Annotated in this window: 13 protein-coding genes; 4 read left to right on the forward strand and 9 right to left on the reverse strand. The window is 72.3% G+C overall.

Going from position 1 to position 13326, the window contains the following annotated elements:
• Positions 1-2: 2 nt before the first annotated feature.
• The 3 genes from ACZ7J0_RS04955 to ACZ7J0_RS04965 all read right to left on the reverse strand — a co-directional run bounded on the left by ACZ7J0_RS04955 (position 3) and on the right by ACZ7J0_RS04965 (position 2349).
• Positions 3-548: a hypothetical protein gene (locus ACZ7J0_RS04955; RefSeq protein WP_470884135.1), complete on the reverse strand. Its 546-nt coding sequence runs from the start codon at positions 546-548 to the stop codon at positions 3-5.
• 75 nt (positions 549-623) lie between these two features.
• A complete protein-coding gene (locus tag ACZ7J0_RS04960) occupies positions 624-1865 on the reverse strand; it encodes an AI-2E family transporter (RefSeq protein ID WP_470884137.1) in 1242 nt (413 codons plus the stop codon).
• A gap of 289 nt (positions 1866-2154) precedes the next feature.
• Positions 2155-2349 (reverse strand): DUF3046 domain-containing protein, encoded by a 195-nt coding sequence (locus ACZ7J0_RS04965; RefSeq protein WP_470884020.1) that lies wholly within the window; start codon positions 2347-2349, stop codon positions 2155-2157.
• Positions 2350-2428: 79 nt separating this feature from the next.
• On the opposite strand from ACZ7J0_RS04965, the gene ACZ7J0_RS04970 reads away from it, so the two are divergent.
• Positions 2429-3334 (forward strand): hypothetical protein, encoded by a 906-nt coding sequence (locus ACZ7J0_RS04970; protein WP_470884021.1) that lies wholly within the window; start codon positions 2429-2431, stop codon positions 3332-3334.
• A 79-nt stretch (positions 3335-3413) separates the two neighbouring features.
• Here ACZ7J0_RS04970 and ACZ7J0_RS04975 read toward each other — a convergent pair whose 3' ends face one another.
• From ACZ7J0_RS04975 to ACZ7J0_RS04985, 3 genes are read right to left on the reverse strand one after another with little or no spacing between them, the layout of a single operon-like run.
• Complete coding sequence (locus ACZ7J0_RS04975) at positions 3414-3722, reverse strand: AzlD domain-containing protein (protein WP_468704729.1); 309 nt, start codon at positions 3720-3722, stop codon at positions 3414-3416.
• Positions 3719-4462: an AzlC family ABC transporter permease gene (locus ACZ7J0_RS04980; RefSeq protein ID WP_470884023.1), complete on the reverse strand. Its 744-nt coding sequence runs from the start codon at positions 4460-4462 to the stop codon at positions 3719-3721. The genes ACZ7J0_RS04975 and ACZ7J0_RS04980 overlap by 4 nt, the downstream gene beginning before the upstream one ends.
• A 10-nt stretch (positions 4463-4472) precedes the next feature.
• Positions 4473-5345 carry an AraC family transcriptional regulator gene (locus ACZ7J0_RS04985; protein WP_470884025.1) on the reverse strand — a complete coding sequence of 291 codons (873 nt, stop codon included), beginning with the start codon at positions 5343-5345 and terminating at the stop codon, positions 4473-4475.
• Between the two features lie 90 nt (positions 5346-5435).
• Here ACZ7J0_RS04985 and ACZ7J0_RS04990 point away from each other — a divergent pair, with 90 nt between their 5' ends.
• The 3 genes from ACZ7J0_RS04990 to ACZ7J0_RS05000 all read left to right on the forward strand — a co-directional run bounded on the left by ACZ7J0_RS04990 (position 5436) and on the right by ACZ7J0_RS05000 (position 11817).
• Positions 5436-10055: an ATP-dependent helicase gene (locus ACZ7J0_RS04990; RefSeq protein WP_470884027.1), complete on the forward strand. Its 4620-nt coding sequence runs from the start codon at positions 5436-5438 to the stop codon at positions 10053-10055.
• A gap of 176 nt (positions 10056-10231) precedes the next feature.
• Positions 10232-11020, forward strand: coding sequence for an Fpg/Nei family DNA glycosylase (locus tag ACZ7J0_RS04995; protein WP_470884029.1), 789 nt, complete (start codon positions 10232-10234; stop codon positions 11018-11020).
• A 32-nt stretch (positions 11021-11052) separates the two neighbouring features.
• The gene (locus ACZ7J0_RS05000) at positions 11053-11817 is read left to right on the forward strand and encodes an SDR family NAD(P)-dependent oxidoreductase (protein WP_470884031.1); all 765 of its coding nucleotides are present in this window, start codon (positions 11053-11055) and stop codon (positions 11815-11817) included.
• On the opposite strand, the gene ACZ7J0_RS05005 is transcribed toward ACZ7J0_RS05000, so the two are convergent.
• From ACZ7J0_RS05005 to ACZ7J0_RS05015, 3 genes are all read right to left on the reverse strand, one after another.
• Entirely contained in the window at positions 11765-12049 is a 285-nt protein-coding gene (locus ACZ7J0_RS05005) for a hypothetical protein (protein ID WP_470884033.1), read from the reverse strand. The two genes, ACZ7J0_RS05000 and ACZ7J0_RS05005, sit on opposite strands and share 53 nt — an antisense overlap.
• A 95-nt stretch (positions 12050-12144) precedes the next feature.
• Entirely contained in the window at positions 12145-12615 is a 471-nt protein-coding gene (locus tag ACZ7J0_RS05010) for a Dps family protein (RefSeq protein ID WP_470884035.1), read from the reverse strand.
• Between the two features lie 238 nt (positions 12616-12853).
• Positions 12854-13237 (reverse strand): helix-turn-helix domain-containing protein, encoded by a 384-nt coding sequence (locus ACZ7J0_RS05015; protein ID WP_462746070.1) that lies wholly within the window; start codon positions 13235-13237, stop codon positions 12854-12856.
• Positions 13238-13326: the final 89 nt, after the last annotated feature.

Raw genomic sequence — 13326 nt, forward strand, 5'->3', positions numbered from 1 at the left:
CATCACCTCGTGCGGCCTTGGTCGCCGATCAGTTCCTCGAAGAGAGCGCGGTAGTGGACCATCGCCCCGCGGAGCTCCTCGGTGGTCGCCCGGCCGTCGCTGCTGCGCACATTGACGTCATGGGCCGAGCGGTAGTGCTCCAGGGTGCGGCCGTGCTCCACGGACAGGTCCTGGAGCTGCTGCTCGAAGCCCTCGGTCGGGTAGCCGCGATCCCGCATCAGCCGCGTGACCAGCTCGTCCGCCTGGGCCACGGCGCCGTCGGGGCGGTCGACGAAGTGCTCCTGAACGCGGCCCCACTCGTCCGTGTACCGGTGGCGGGCCTCCGGCCGCAGCTCCTTGATGTCGAGCTCGTCGTGCCGCTGCGCACGACTGCGCAGCTCCCGGTCCGCCGCGCGCATACCGCCCTCGCGCTCTACCGTCCGGTCGTACTCGGGGCCGAACTGCTCCTGCAGCCGGCGCCTGCGCCGCATCATCCACACGGCCACGCCGATGAGGATCAGCACGACGGCGACTGGGACGATGACAGCGATCAGGGTGCTGGTGGACATCGGCTCCTCCAGGGTGCGCGTCATGTCGTTCGCTGGTAGCGCGAGTGCCCTGGACTCCCCCTGCCAAACGCTCCGTCAGGAGTCGTCGCGCGACTCCGGGGGCGATGCCTGGTCCTTCTTGCTGTGGTGCAGCGCCCGCTGGACGCGCGCGAGCACCGCCTCGCCGTACCGCCGGTGTCCGTGGACGCGCGGGTCCTCCGTCACCGCGTACCTCTTCACGTACGCGCCGAGAAAGGCCTGGAGCGTGGCGACGGCGGGAATCGCGATCAGCGCACCGATCGCGCCGAGCAGCGCCGTGCCCGCGACGACGGACCCGAAGGCCACGGCCGGATGGATGTCGACGGTCTTGGAGGTCAGCTTGGGCTGCAGGACATAGTTCTCGAACTGCTGGTAGACGACGACGAAGCCCAGCACCCACAGCGCGTACCAGGGGTTTTCGGTGAAGGCGATCAGCATCGGCAGGGCGCCCGCCAGGTAGGTGCCGATGGTCGGGATGAACTGCGAGACGAGGCCGACCCACACGCCGAGGGCCGGGGCGTACGGCACCCCCAGGATCTCCAGCAGGACGAAGTGGGCGACGCCGGAGATCAGCGCCATGAGCCCGCGCGAGTAGAGGTAGCCGCCGGTCTTGTCGACGGCGATCTCCCAGGCGCGCAGCACTTCGGCCTGCCTGCTGGGCGGCAATACGGAACACAGGGATCGGCGCAGCCTCGGCCCGTCGGCCGCGAAGTAGAACGAGAACAGGAAGATCGTCAGCAGCTTGAACAGCCCTCCGAGGACGGTGGCGGAGATGTCGAGCACTCCGCTCGCGCTGTTCTGCACGTACTTCCGCAGCCAGTCGGACCGAAGGAGGCTGTCCTGGACCTCGACCCTGGAGAGGTCCGTGTGGAAGTGCTGGTTGATCCACTTGATCACCGAGTCGAGATACCGGGGGAAGTCCTCGACCATCTCGATGATCTGGCCCGCCAGCATCGACCCCAGCAGTACGACGAAGCCGAGGCCGACGATCATGACCACGAAGAAGACCAGGAAGGTGGCGAGACCCCGGCGCATCCCCCGGGCGGCCATCCTGCCCACCGCCGGCTCGATGGCGAGGGCGATGAAGAACGCGATGAGGATGCTGAGGAGCAGACCGACGAGCTGGTGAAAGGCCCAGCTGCCGAGCTGGAAGCAGGCGACGAGCGCGAGGGCGAGGACCATGGCGCGGGGGAGCCAGCGGGGCATACGGGCCGAAGCGGCCGGGCCGTCCGTGGGGGGCTGCCCGGGAGGCCCGCTTCCCGGCGGGTTCGACGACGCGGCGCGGGAGTCCCCGGACAGGTCGGCCGACACGGCGGAGGAGTCGACGGTCGCGCCCGCGCCCGCGGCGTTCTCGGCGGCCGGCGCCTTGCCGACGGTCTCGACGGGCTGGTCCGGCTTGCCGGCGGGCTTCCCGGTCCCGGCACTCTTCCCGTGCTCGGGGCCGGTCCCCGGGCCGGGGCTCACCGCGGGCTCGGGGTACTTCTCGGTCTCGTCAGTCGGGGCCACCCCGCCAGTCTCGCGCACCGGACCGACATCCGGCCCTGTCCCGTTCCCCCCACCACCGCGTACGCGCATATGTCAGTACATGTCAGCGCTTGCTTTCTGGGACGCCCACGGCCGCGCACACCGCACGCCACACGTCCTTGGCCTCCCACCCCGCGTCCAGCGCCTCACGGACCGTGCGGCCCCCAAGCTCGGACATGACATGGTCCCGCGCGAAGGACTCGGCGTACGACTCACCGAAGTGGTCCGCCATCCGCTCCCAGAAAATCGTCAACCGCATGACACCAGTATCCCGCTCCTGAGAGTGCAGCCCTGTCCGTAGGGCTTGTCCGGACGGCATTGCCCCCTACGGTCGGACCATGGCTGGAACTCCCCTCGCACGAGCCGAACATTTCATCTGGCTGACGGCCCGCGTGCTCGAACAGCGGCGGTTCGCTTACCACTTCCTGCGCGGCGGCACCGACCCCGTCGAGGTCGCGCTCAGCGCGTATCTGAACGAGGACGGCGGCTACGGCCACGCCTTGGAGCCCGATCTGCGCGGTCCGGTCAGCCAGCCTCTGCACACCGCGCACGCCCTGCGGGTGCTGGAGTCCATCGGCCGCTGCGGCGGACTGCGGGTGGAGCGGATCTGCCGCTATCTGACGGAGGTGTCCACGCACGAGGGGGCGCTCCCGGCGCTCCATCCCTCGCTGCGCGAGTATCCGTACGCGCCCTTCCTGCCACTCACCGACCACCCACCGGGTGACCTGCTGGCGACCGGACCGGTGGTGGGTCTGCTCCACCGCAACCAGGTCTGGCACGCCTGGCTCTTTCGCGCGACGGACTTCTGCTGGGCCGCCGTGGACGCGCTGGAGAAGTCGCATCCCTATGAGCTCCAGGCGGCGATCGCCTTCCTCGACGGAGTGCCCGACCGGGCGCGCGCGGAGGCGGCGGCCGACCGCCTCGGCCGGCTGGTGCGCGAGCAGCGGCTCGCGGTACTGGACCCGGCGCATCCCGAGGCCTATCCCCCGGCCCCGGGGTACGCGCCCGGCGAGCGCCACTTTCCCCACGACTACGCGCGCGTGCCGGATTCGCTGGCCCGTCGGTGGTTCACGGACGAGGAGATGGGGCGCTCCCTGGACCACCTGACGGCCGAGCAGCAGGAGGACGGCGGGTGGCCGATCAATTGGCGCGAGTGGGCGCCGGGCACGTCCCTGGAGTGGCGGCCCATTGTGACGATCGAGGCCCTGCGTACGCTCCGGGCGCACGGCCGCCCCATCGACTGAGGAGGCAGGCCCCCGGGGAGCGGGCCGGAAGGCCCGCCCCGGGCAGCCGCGGGCCCCGCCATGCGACCGGTTCAGCCCTTCAGCCGCCGAGGGCCCGTACCCCCGCCGTCACCACGACCGCGGCTCCGACGACGACCAGGAACGGCGCCCGCAGAACGAGGGCGACCGCCGCCGCGGCGAGGCCCGCGGCCCGGGCGTCGAGGACCAGTGCGCTGTTCGCGCTGAAGGTCTGCTGAGCGGTCAGCGCGGCCAGCAGCGCCACGGGCAGCAGCGCGGACAGCCGCCGCACCAGGGGCCGCTCGAGTGCCCCGTCCGGGACCAGCAGCCCGGCGAGCTTGACCAGGTAGCAGCCGGCGGCGGTCAGCCCGATCGCGATCCAGACGCTCAACGGTCCTCCTCCTTCGTACGGCCGGCCCGACGGCCGGCGATCCCGCGACCCTCGAACCAGAGGACGGCGGGCGCGGCGAGCGCGGCCACCAGTACCGGCACCCCGGCGGGCAGTACCGGCAGGAAGCCCAGGCCGAGGACGACGGCGAGCGCGGCGACGAGCCGTTCCGTGGTGCTCCGCAGCATGGGTGCGAGCAGAGCGAGGAAGACGGCGGGGCCGGCCGCGTCCAGCCCCCACGCCTCGGTGTCACCGATGGCCTCGGCGCCCAGCGCGCCGAGGAGGGTGGTGAGGTTCCACAGCACATAGAGCGTGAGGCCGGTGACCGTGAAGCCGATCCGGGCGGCGCGCCGGGTCGGTTGGGCCAGGGAGACGGCTGTCGTCTCGTCGATGACCCAGTGAGCGGCGAGGGGGCGCACGGCCCGGGGCAGGGACAGGAGCTGGGACAGCCGCAGCCCGTAGAAGGCGTTGCGGGTGCCGAGGAAGAACGCTCCCGCCGCGGCCGTGAGCGGATTTCCGCCGGCCGCCAGCGCCCCGACGAGCGCGAACTGGGAGGCGCCCGTGAAGACGAGAAGGCTGAGCGCGCAGGTCTGGAGGATGCTCAGCCCCGCCCCCGCGGAGGTCACCCCGAAGGCGAAGCCGGAGAGTCCAACGGCGATACCGACGCCGAGCGCGTCACGGACGACGGCCGCGTCCGGCTTCGGCGCGTCCCGTATGACTGGAGGTGCTGTCTGTTCTGCCACGTCGAGGACGCTACGAGGAAAGATCGTCTCGGGTCTTGTACGTTATTGCGCGCTCACGCTGGTACGCACCCGGTGGAACCCCCACGATCCGGGTGAAATGCCGATTGAGGTGCGGCTGGTCGGTGAAGCCGACCGCGGCGGCGGCCTCCGCGGGCGCCGTGCCGGCTTCCAGGAGACGGCGGGCGGTGCGCACGCGCGCGTTGGTGAGCCAGGCGTGCGGCGGCATGCCGTAGGACCCCTTGAAGGCGCGCAGCAGCGCGAAGGGGCTGGTGCCGAGCTCGTGGGCGAGCTGCTCCAGGGACGGCGGCTCGGCCATGCGCTCCTGAAGGAGCTCCTTGGCCAGGGCGGCGGTACGGGCCCCGGCCGCCTGGGGCTTACGGACGGGCAGTGACTGGCCGTGGCGTCGCAGCAGCCGGGCGACGGCGACCCGGAGCACGCTGTCGGCGGCGAGCGCGTTGCCCTCCTCGGCCGCCCGGTGCACCGCGCGGACCAGTAGTGCGGTGTCCTCGTCCTCGACGATCGTCTCGGCGAATCCGGGTGTGCCGCGCAGGGTCGTCTCCTCGGCAGCGATCGAGGCCACCAGCTGCGACGACGGGTAGAGCGTGGCGTACGACCAGCCCTCGGGCACTCCCGCGTGCGCGGCGTGCGGCACCTCCGGGTTGATCATGACCACCGTGCCAGGCCGGGCCCGGATCGTGCCCTGGGGCATGACCACGTCCTCGGCCCCCCGCCGGACGGCGCCGAGAACGAATCCCTCGTGGCTGTGGCGAGTGAAGGAGTGGCGCACGTAGCGGGCCTTGAGCAGATCAAGTCCGGGCACGCCCGGGTACTGCCAGTGTCTGGCCCACTCGTCCTTCCGTTCGCCCGTCGGCTCGCTCGCCATACCCCCATTCTGCGCCGGACCGTACGCCGCTGACCTGCTCGTCCATGCCGTGGACGCCGGTTGTCAGTGGCCGGGTGCACGATGGGGGGCATGGCCAGGACTGCGCTCGACTCCTTCTCCCCCGCGACCCGCGCCTGGTTCGCGGGGGCCTTCAGCGCGCCCACCGCCGCCCAGGAGGGCGCCTGGCGGGCGATCCAGGAGGGCTCCGACGTCCTGGTGGTGGCCCCGACCGGCTCGGGAAAGACGCTGGCCGCCTTTCTCGCCGCGCTGGACGGCCTGGCGTCCACACCGCCTCCCGCGGAGACGAAGAAGCGCTGCCGGGTGCTGTACGTGTCACCGCTGAAGGCCCTCGCGGTCGACGTCGAGCGCAATCTGCGCAGCCCGCTCACGGGCATCCGGCACGAATCGGTGCGGCTCGGACTGCCCGAGCCGGAGGTGCGGGTGGGCATCCGCTCGGGCGACACCCCGCCGGCCGAGCGCCGGTCGCTGGCCACCAAACCGCCGGACATCCTGATCACCACGCCCGAGTCGCTGTTCCTGATGCTCACGTCCTCCACGCGGGACGCGCTGTCCGGTGTCGAGACGGTGATCCTGGACGAGGTGCACGCGGTCGCCGGGACGAAGCGGGGTGCTCATCTCGCGGTCTCCCTGGAGCGGCTGGACGAGCTGCTGCCGCGGCCGGCCCGCCGGATCGGCCTGTCCGCGACCGTGCGGCCGGTGGACGAGGTGGCCCGCTACCTCTCACCGCAACGCAAGGTGGAGATCGTCCAGCCGGCGTCCGGCAAGGAGTTCGATCTCTCCGTGGTCGTGCCGGTGGAAGATCTCGGTGAGCTCGGCGGCTCGCCCGCGTCGGATGCCGGTCAGGCCGAGAAGCCTTCGATCTGGCCGCACGTGGAGGAGCGGATCGCCGATCTCGTCCAGTCGCACCGCTCGACGATCGTCTTCGCCAACTCGCGGCGGCTCGCCGAGCGGCTGTGCAACCGGCTCAACGAGATCGCGTACGAGCGGGCCATGGGCGAGCCCCTTCCGGAGGGCTCGCCCCCGGCCGAGATCATGGCCCAGTCCGGCGCCGCGCAGGGCGCGCCGCCGCTGCTGGCCCGGGCGCACCACGGCTCGGTCTCGAAGGAGCAGCGCGCCCTGGTGGAGGAGGACCTCAAGGCGGGCCGGCTGCCCGCCGTCGTGGCCACCTCCAGTCTGGAGCTGGGGATCGACATGGGCGCGGTGGACCTGGTGGTCCAGGTCGAGTCACCGCCGTCGGTCGCCTCCGGCCTTCAGCGGGTGGGCCGGGCCGGGCACCAGGTCGGTGCGGTGTCGACCGGTGTCGTCTTTCCCAAGTACCGCGGCGATCTGGTGCAGGCGGCGGTCGTCACCGAGCGGATGCGCAGTGGCTCCATCGAGTCGATGCGTGTCCCCGCCAACCCGCTGGACGTGCTGGCCCAGCAGCTGGTGGCGATGGTCGCGCTGGACACCTGGCAGGTCGACGATCTCCTGACCGTCGTCCGCAGGGCCGCGCCGTTCGCCTCGCTGCCCGAGTCGGCGTTCACCGCCGTACTGGACATGCTCGCCGGACGCTATCCGTCGGACGCGTTCGCCGAGTTGCGCCCCCGGGTGGTGTGGGACCGCGTCGCGGGCACGGTCACGGGCCGCCCGGGCGCGCAGCGGCTCGCGGTCACCTCGGGCGGCACCATCCCGGACCGGGGGCTCTTCGGGGTCTTCCTGGCGGGCGCCGATCCGAAGAAGGGCGGCGGCCGGGTCGGTGAGCTCGACGAGGAGATGGTCTACGAGTCCCGGGTCGGCGATGTGTTCACCCTGGGCACGACCTCGTGGCGCATCGAGGACATCACCCGCGACCGGGTCCTGGTGTCGCCGGCCCCGGGGGTACCGGGGCGGCTGCCGTTCTGGAAGGGCGACCAGCTGGGCCGGCCGCTTGAACTGGGTCGCGCGGTCGGGGCGTTCCTGCGCGAGGTCGGATCCATGGCCCCCGACGACGCGCGCCTGCGTCTGCTGGCGGCGGGCCTCGACGACTGGGCCGCCGGCAATGTCCTCGCGTACCTGGACGAGCAGCGGCGCGCCTGCGGCCACATCCCCGACGACCGCACGATCCTCGTCGAGCGGTTCCGCGACGAACTGGGCGACTGGCGTGTGGTGGTCCACTCCCCCTTCGGCGCTCAGGTCCACGCCCCGTGGGCGCTGGCGCTCGGAGCCCGCCTCGCCGAGCGGTACGGCATGGACGCCCAGGTCATGCACGCCGACGACGGCATCGTGCTGCGGCTGCCCGACGCCGACCTGATGGGGCTGGACTTCCTCGACCAGGATCCGGCGGCGCCCGGCCTGGAGTACGACAGCGAGCAGGCCCCGATCGGGGCGGGCGACGTCGCCTTCGACAAGGGTGACGTCAGCCAGATCGTCACCGACCAGGTCGGCGGCTCCGCGCTGTTCGCCGCCCGGTTCCGTGAGTGCGCCGCCCGCGCCCTGCTGCTGCCCCGCCGCAATCCGGGCAAGCGCACACCGCTGTGGCAGCAACGCCAGCGCGCGGCGCAACTGCTCCAGGTGGCGAGCGAGTTCGGTTCGTTCCCGATCGTTCTCGAAGCGGTCAGGGAGTGCCTGCAGGACGTCTTCGACGTCCCCGGGCTCACGGAGTTGATGGGTGACATCGAATCCCGGCGGGTCCGCCTCGTCGAGGTCACCACCCCCGAGCCGTCCCCCTTCGCCCGGTCACTGCTCTTCGGCTATGTGGCGCAGTTCCTGTACGAGGGCGACTCGCCGCTCGCCGAGCGGCGCGCCGCCGCGCTCTCCCTGGACTCCCGGCTGCTGGCCGAGCTGCTCGGACAGGCGGAGCTGCGCGAGCTGCTGGACGTGGACGTCCTCACCGAGCTGGAGCAGGAGCTCCAGTGGCTCACCGAGGACCGCCGGATCAAGGACGTGGAGGGCGTCGCGGACCTGCTGCGGGTCCTCGGCCCGCTCACCGAGGTCGAGTTGGTGGAGCGGGGCGCGGATCCGGCCTGGCCCGGGCGGCTCGCCGAGACACGCCGCGCGATCCGGGTCCGTATCGCGGGAACCGACCACTGGGCGGCCGTCGAGGACGCGGGCCGGCTCCGCGACGCGCTGGGAACCGCGCTCCCGGTAGGTGTCCCCGAGGCCTTCACCGAGCCGGTGAAGGACCCGCTCGGCGACCTGCTCGCCCGGTACGCCCGCACGCACGGCCCCTTCACCTCCACGCAGGCCGCCGCCCGCTTCGGCCTCGGCGCGGCCGTCACCGACGGGGCGCTCCAGCGTCTCGCCGCGGCGGGCCGGGTGGTCCAGGGCGAGTTCCATCCCTCCGGGATCGGCCAGGAGTGGTGCGACGCGGCGGTACTTCGACGGCTCCGCCGCCGCTCGCTCGCGGCCCTGCGCCATGAGCTCGAACCGGTGCCGCCGGCCGCGCTCGCCACGTTCCTCCCGCAGTGGCAGCATCTGGGCAGCAGCAGTCTGCGGGGCATCGACGGGCTGGCCCGGGCCATCGAGCAGCTTCAGGGCGCGCCCGTGCCCGCCTCGGCGCTCGAGAAGCTGATCCTGCCGTCCCGGGTCACCGGCTACTCCCCCGCCCTGCTCGACGAACTGACCACGACGGGCGAGGTCGTCTGGGCCGGCGCCGGCGCCCTGCCGGGCAAGGACGGCTGGGTCTCCCTCTACCTCGCCGATGCCGCGCCCCTGCTGCTCCCTCCGGCCCACCCGCTGGAGCTGACCGCCCTGCACGAATCCGTGCTGACCGCCCTCAGCGGCGGTTACGGACTGTTCTTCCGGCAGATCGCCGACCAGGTCCGCGCCACCACGCACCCCGACGCGACCGACCCCCAGCTCGCGGACGCCCTGTGGGACCTGGCGTGGTCGGGCCGGCTCACCAACGACACGCTCTCACCCCTGCGCGCGCTGCTCGGCTCCGGGCGCACGGCGGGCTCCACCGCGCACCGCGCCCGGCGCACGGTCCCCCGCGGCCGGTACGGGACGCTGACCGCGGCCGCCCGGACCGCGTCCCGGACGGGCCCGCCCACGGTGAGTGGGCGCTGGTCCCTGCTGCCCCCCGCCGAGCCGGATCCCACCCACCGCGCGCACGCGCTGGCCCGCACGCTGCTGGACCGGCATGGCGTCGTCACCCGGGGCGCGGTCGCCGCCGAGGGCGTCGAGGGCGGCTTCTCGGCCACGTACCGGATCCTCTCCGCATTCGAGGACAGCGGGCAGGCCCGGCGCGGCTATGTGGTGGAGGGTCTGGGCGCCGCGCAGTTCGCGATGGACGGCGCTGTCGACCGGCTGCGCGCGGCGGCGACCGCCCGAGACCGCGCCGAGCAGACGACCGCTCCGCGCGCGGTGGTCCTCGCCGCCGCCGACCCCGCCAACGCCTATGGTGCGGCGCTCCCCTGGCCCGAGTCGCCCATGGGCGCCGGCCACAAACCGGGCCGCAAGGCGGGCGCCCTGGTGGTCCTGGTCGACGGCGAGCTCACGCTCTACATGGAGCGCGGCGGCAAGTCGCTGCTGTGCTGGCGGACCGCCCCGGACGATCCCGCGTTCGGGGCGGCCGCCGAGGCCCTGGCCACCGCAGCGCACGCGGGTTCCCTCGGCACGGTCACGGTGGAACGGATCAACGGCGAGGCGGCCCTCACCTCACCGCTGTCCCGGGCCCTCGAGACGGCCGGTTTCCACGCGACACCAAGGGGCCTCCGCCTGCGCGCGTAACGGGAGGGCCCGCCGCCTGACCCCCAGTGGCCCCAGCCCAGGAGCCCCGGGCCCCCGCCTCGGAGGCCGCCTCCCGCGCTTCGGTCCCCCATGGCCCACCGGGGATCCCGTACTTCCGGCCCCATGGCCGACGGGGGATCCCGCCTCCCGGCCGCCCGTCCCGCATCATGGATGCCATGCCCGAAGGAGACACCGTCTGGCTGACCGCCCGCCATCTGCACAAGGCACTCGCGGGCCAGGTGCTGACCCGGTCCGACCTGCGGGTCCCGCGGTTCGCCACGGCCGACCTCACCGGCCGGACGGTCCTCGACGTCACCCCGCGCGGCAAGCACCTCCTCACCCGTGTCGAGGGCGGTCTGACCCTGCACTCGCATCTGCGGATGGACGGCGCCTGGCGGATCTACGACCCCGACGAGCGATGGCGCGGCGGCCCCAACCATCAGATCCGGGCGATCCTCGCGAATGCCGCCCACACCGCCGTCGGCTACCGCCTCCCCGTCCTGGAACTGCTCCGCACCTCCGACGAGGAGAACGTCGTCGGCCATCTGGGCCCCGACCTCCTCGGCCCGGACTGGGACCCGGAGGAGGCGGTCCGCAGACTGGCCGCCGCCCCCGAACGCCCGCTCGGTGACGCACTGCTCGACCAGCGCAACCTGGCCGGCATCGGCAACGTCTACAAGTCGGAGCTCGCGTTCCTGGCGGGCGTCACCCCCTGGCTCCCGTTCGGGGAACTCGCCCCCGGGATCCCCGAACGCCTGGTCGCCACCGCACACCGCCTCCTGGAGGCGAACAAGAACCAGTTCGAAAGGCGGACCACGACGGCGAGGCATCCGGCCCAGCAGCTCTATGTCTACGGCCGAGAGGGCCGCCCCTGCCTCCGCTGCGGCGCCGCCGTCCGCAAGGCCGAACTGGGCGACCGGGTCACCTACTGGTGCCCCGGCTGCCAAAGCGGACCCACTGGTTGACGACCCGTCAGATTCGGTCGTACCGTCCCCGCATGCCCCTCACCGCGTACGACCTCACCGGCCGGACCGCGTTCATCACCGGCGCCGCGAGCGGTATCGGCCGCGCGGTCGCGGTGCTCCTCGCGGAGGCGGGCGCCCATGTCCACTGCGCGGACCGCGACGAGGTCGGCCTGCAGGAGACCCGCTCCCTCGTCACCCAGCGGGGCGGCGCCGCCCATCTGCACCCGCTCGACGTCACCGACCAGGCCGAGCTGCGGACAGCGGTCCACCGGGCCGGCCCGATCGACGTCATGGCCGCCATCGCCGGCATCATGCACACCAGCACGGTCCTGGAGACCCGCGACGAGGACCTCGACCGCGTGCTGGCCGTGAACTTCAAGGGAGTGCTGTACGCCTGTCAGGAGGCGGCCCGCTCCATGATCGACGCCGGCACACGCGGCTCCATCATCACGATGGCATCAGGCGCGATGGACGCGGCGAGCGCGGGACTGCTCTGCTACAGCGCGGCCAAGGCGGCGGTGGTCCAGCTGACCAAGACCCTGGCCACCGAGGTCGGCCCCCACGGCATCCGGGTCAACGCGGTGGCGCCCGGCTGGATCCGTACGCCCATGACGGACCGCCACGAGACGGAGAGCCAACAGCGGATCGAGTCGGTCATGGTTCGGATGTCCCCGCTCGGCCGGGTCGGCGAGCCCGAGGACATCGCCCACGCGGTCCTCCATCTCGCCTCGGACGCCTCGGCCTTCACGACCGGTCAGATCCTGCGCCCGAACGGCGGCGTGGCCATGCCCTGGTAGAGAGGATCCTCAACGCCGAGGCGGCGCCGCCGGACGCGAACCCCGCGGTCCGCCGCCCGGAAGGCGCCGTCACATGCACCGGTAGCAGGCTCAGACCCCAGCCGCCGGCCGCCACCGCTCCCTCGACGAGCCCCGAGCGCTCCGGTTCGAGCGTCACCCGCAGCACCGCCCACCACCACAGTCCGCCCACTATCAGCGCAAGTGCTATGAGCGGGACCCGTCGCCGTACCATGCCGCCTCCTCCGGCCGACGCTAGACCGGACCGATCACGCGGCGGCAGGGCGCACGGGTGACTTCACAGGCGCGTATGTGCACCACTCGGCGCCCCTACGCGCTCTCCGCCTGGAACATCCAATGGTGCTTCTCCAGCTCGGCGGTCAATCCGATGAGGATGTCCTGGCTGATCGGATCCGGCTCCGCGGTCGCCTCGATCCGCTCGCGCATCCGCCCGATCACGGCCGCCAGGCCGTCGACGAGGATGCGCACCGCGTCCGTGTCCTTGATCCATCCCTCCGGAACGGCCTTGATCGCGCTGGCGGAGGCCACCGTCGCGGCCCGCCCGTCCGGCGGGACACCGAGAGCGGACGCCCTCTCCGCCACGGTGTCGGAGTGCTGGCGCGCCGTGTCGACGACCTCGTCGAGCTGGAGGTGGACGGAGCGGAAACGCGGTCCGACGACATTCCAGTGCACCTGCTTGGCCACCAGGCCGAGGTCCACCAGATCCACCAGCGCGCCTCGCAGGGCTTCGCCGACGGTCTTCAGATCCGTGTCGGACAGCGGGCTCTTCACGACGGACATACGTACTCTCCCAACAGTCGTGCAACGGTCGTACGTACCGTCTACCTTTGCACATTTGACCTAAACCAGGCACTTGGAGAGCGCCCCTGGGCAGTGGGGAAGGACGGCCGAAACACGCTGGCGGGAAAGGCCGAAAGGCGTGGTTCCGGGCCGGGAGAACGGGACCACGGCGTCCGAGAAATGGCGAAAGCCCCGGTCCGCCACTCGGGCACTGACCAGGGCTCAGCCCACTTCACCTTCAAGCAGCGACGACGTCGACCGCTTCCGCGGGTGCCTTGATGGTCACCCGCTCCGTCGGCACACCCGCCACCGACGTCACCGAAACGGAATTGAGCATCGGGCGCACCGGCACAGGCACCGGTTCACTGGCCGCTGCCGACTCGGCCAGCTCTGCCAGCGACAGCTCGTCGCTCACTTCCCGCATGAGCTCGGACATCCGTACGTCAAGCGCGTCGCAGATCGCGGAGAGCAGCTCGGAGGAAGCCTCCTTCTGCCCCCGCTCCACCTCGGAGAGATAGCCGAGCGAAACTCGGGCGGACGAGGAGACTTCGCGCAGAGTACGGCCCTGGCGCTGGCGCTGCCGACGCAGCACGTCACCAAGCAGGCGACGGAGCAGAATCATCGGTGGCTCCCTCCTCGGACCGCGTAGCCGCATCCTTCACGCCCCACCGTACCGCCTCGCGCTGCGGCCGTGCGGGGAGCGATGTCGTG

This window comes from Streptomyces sp. NPDC038280 (assembly GCF_055600045.1).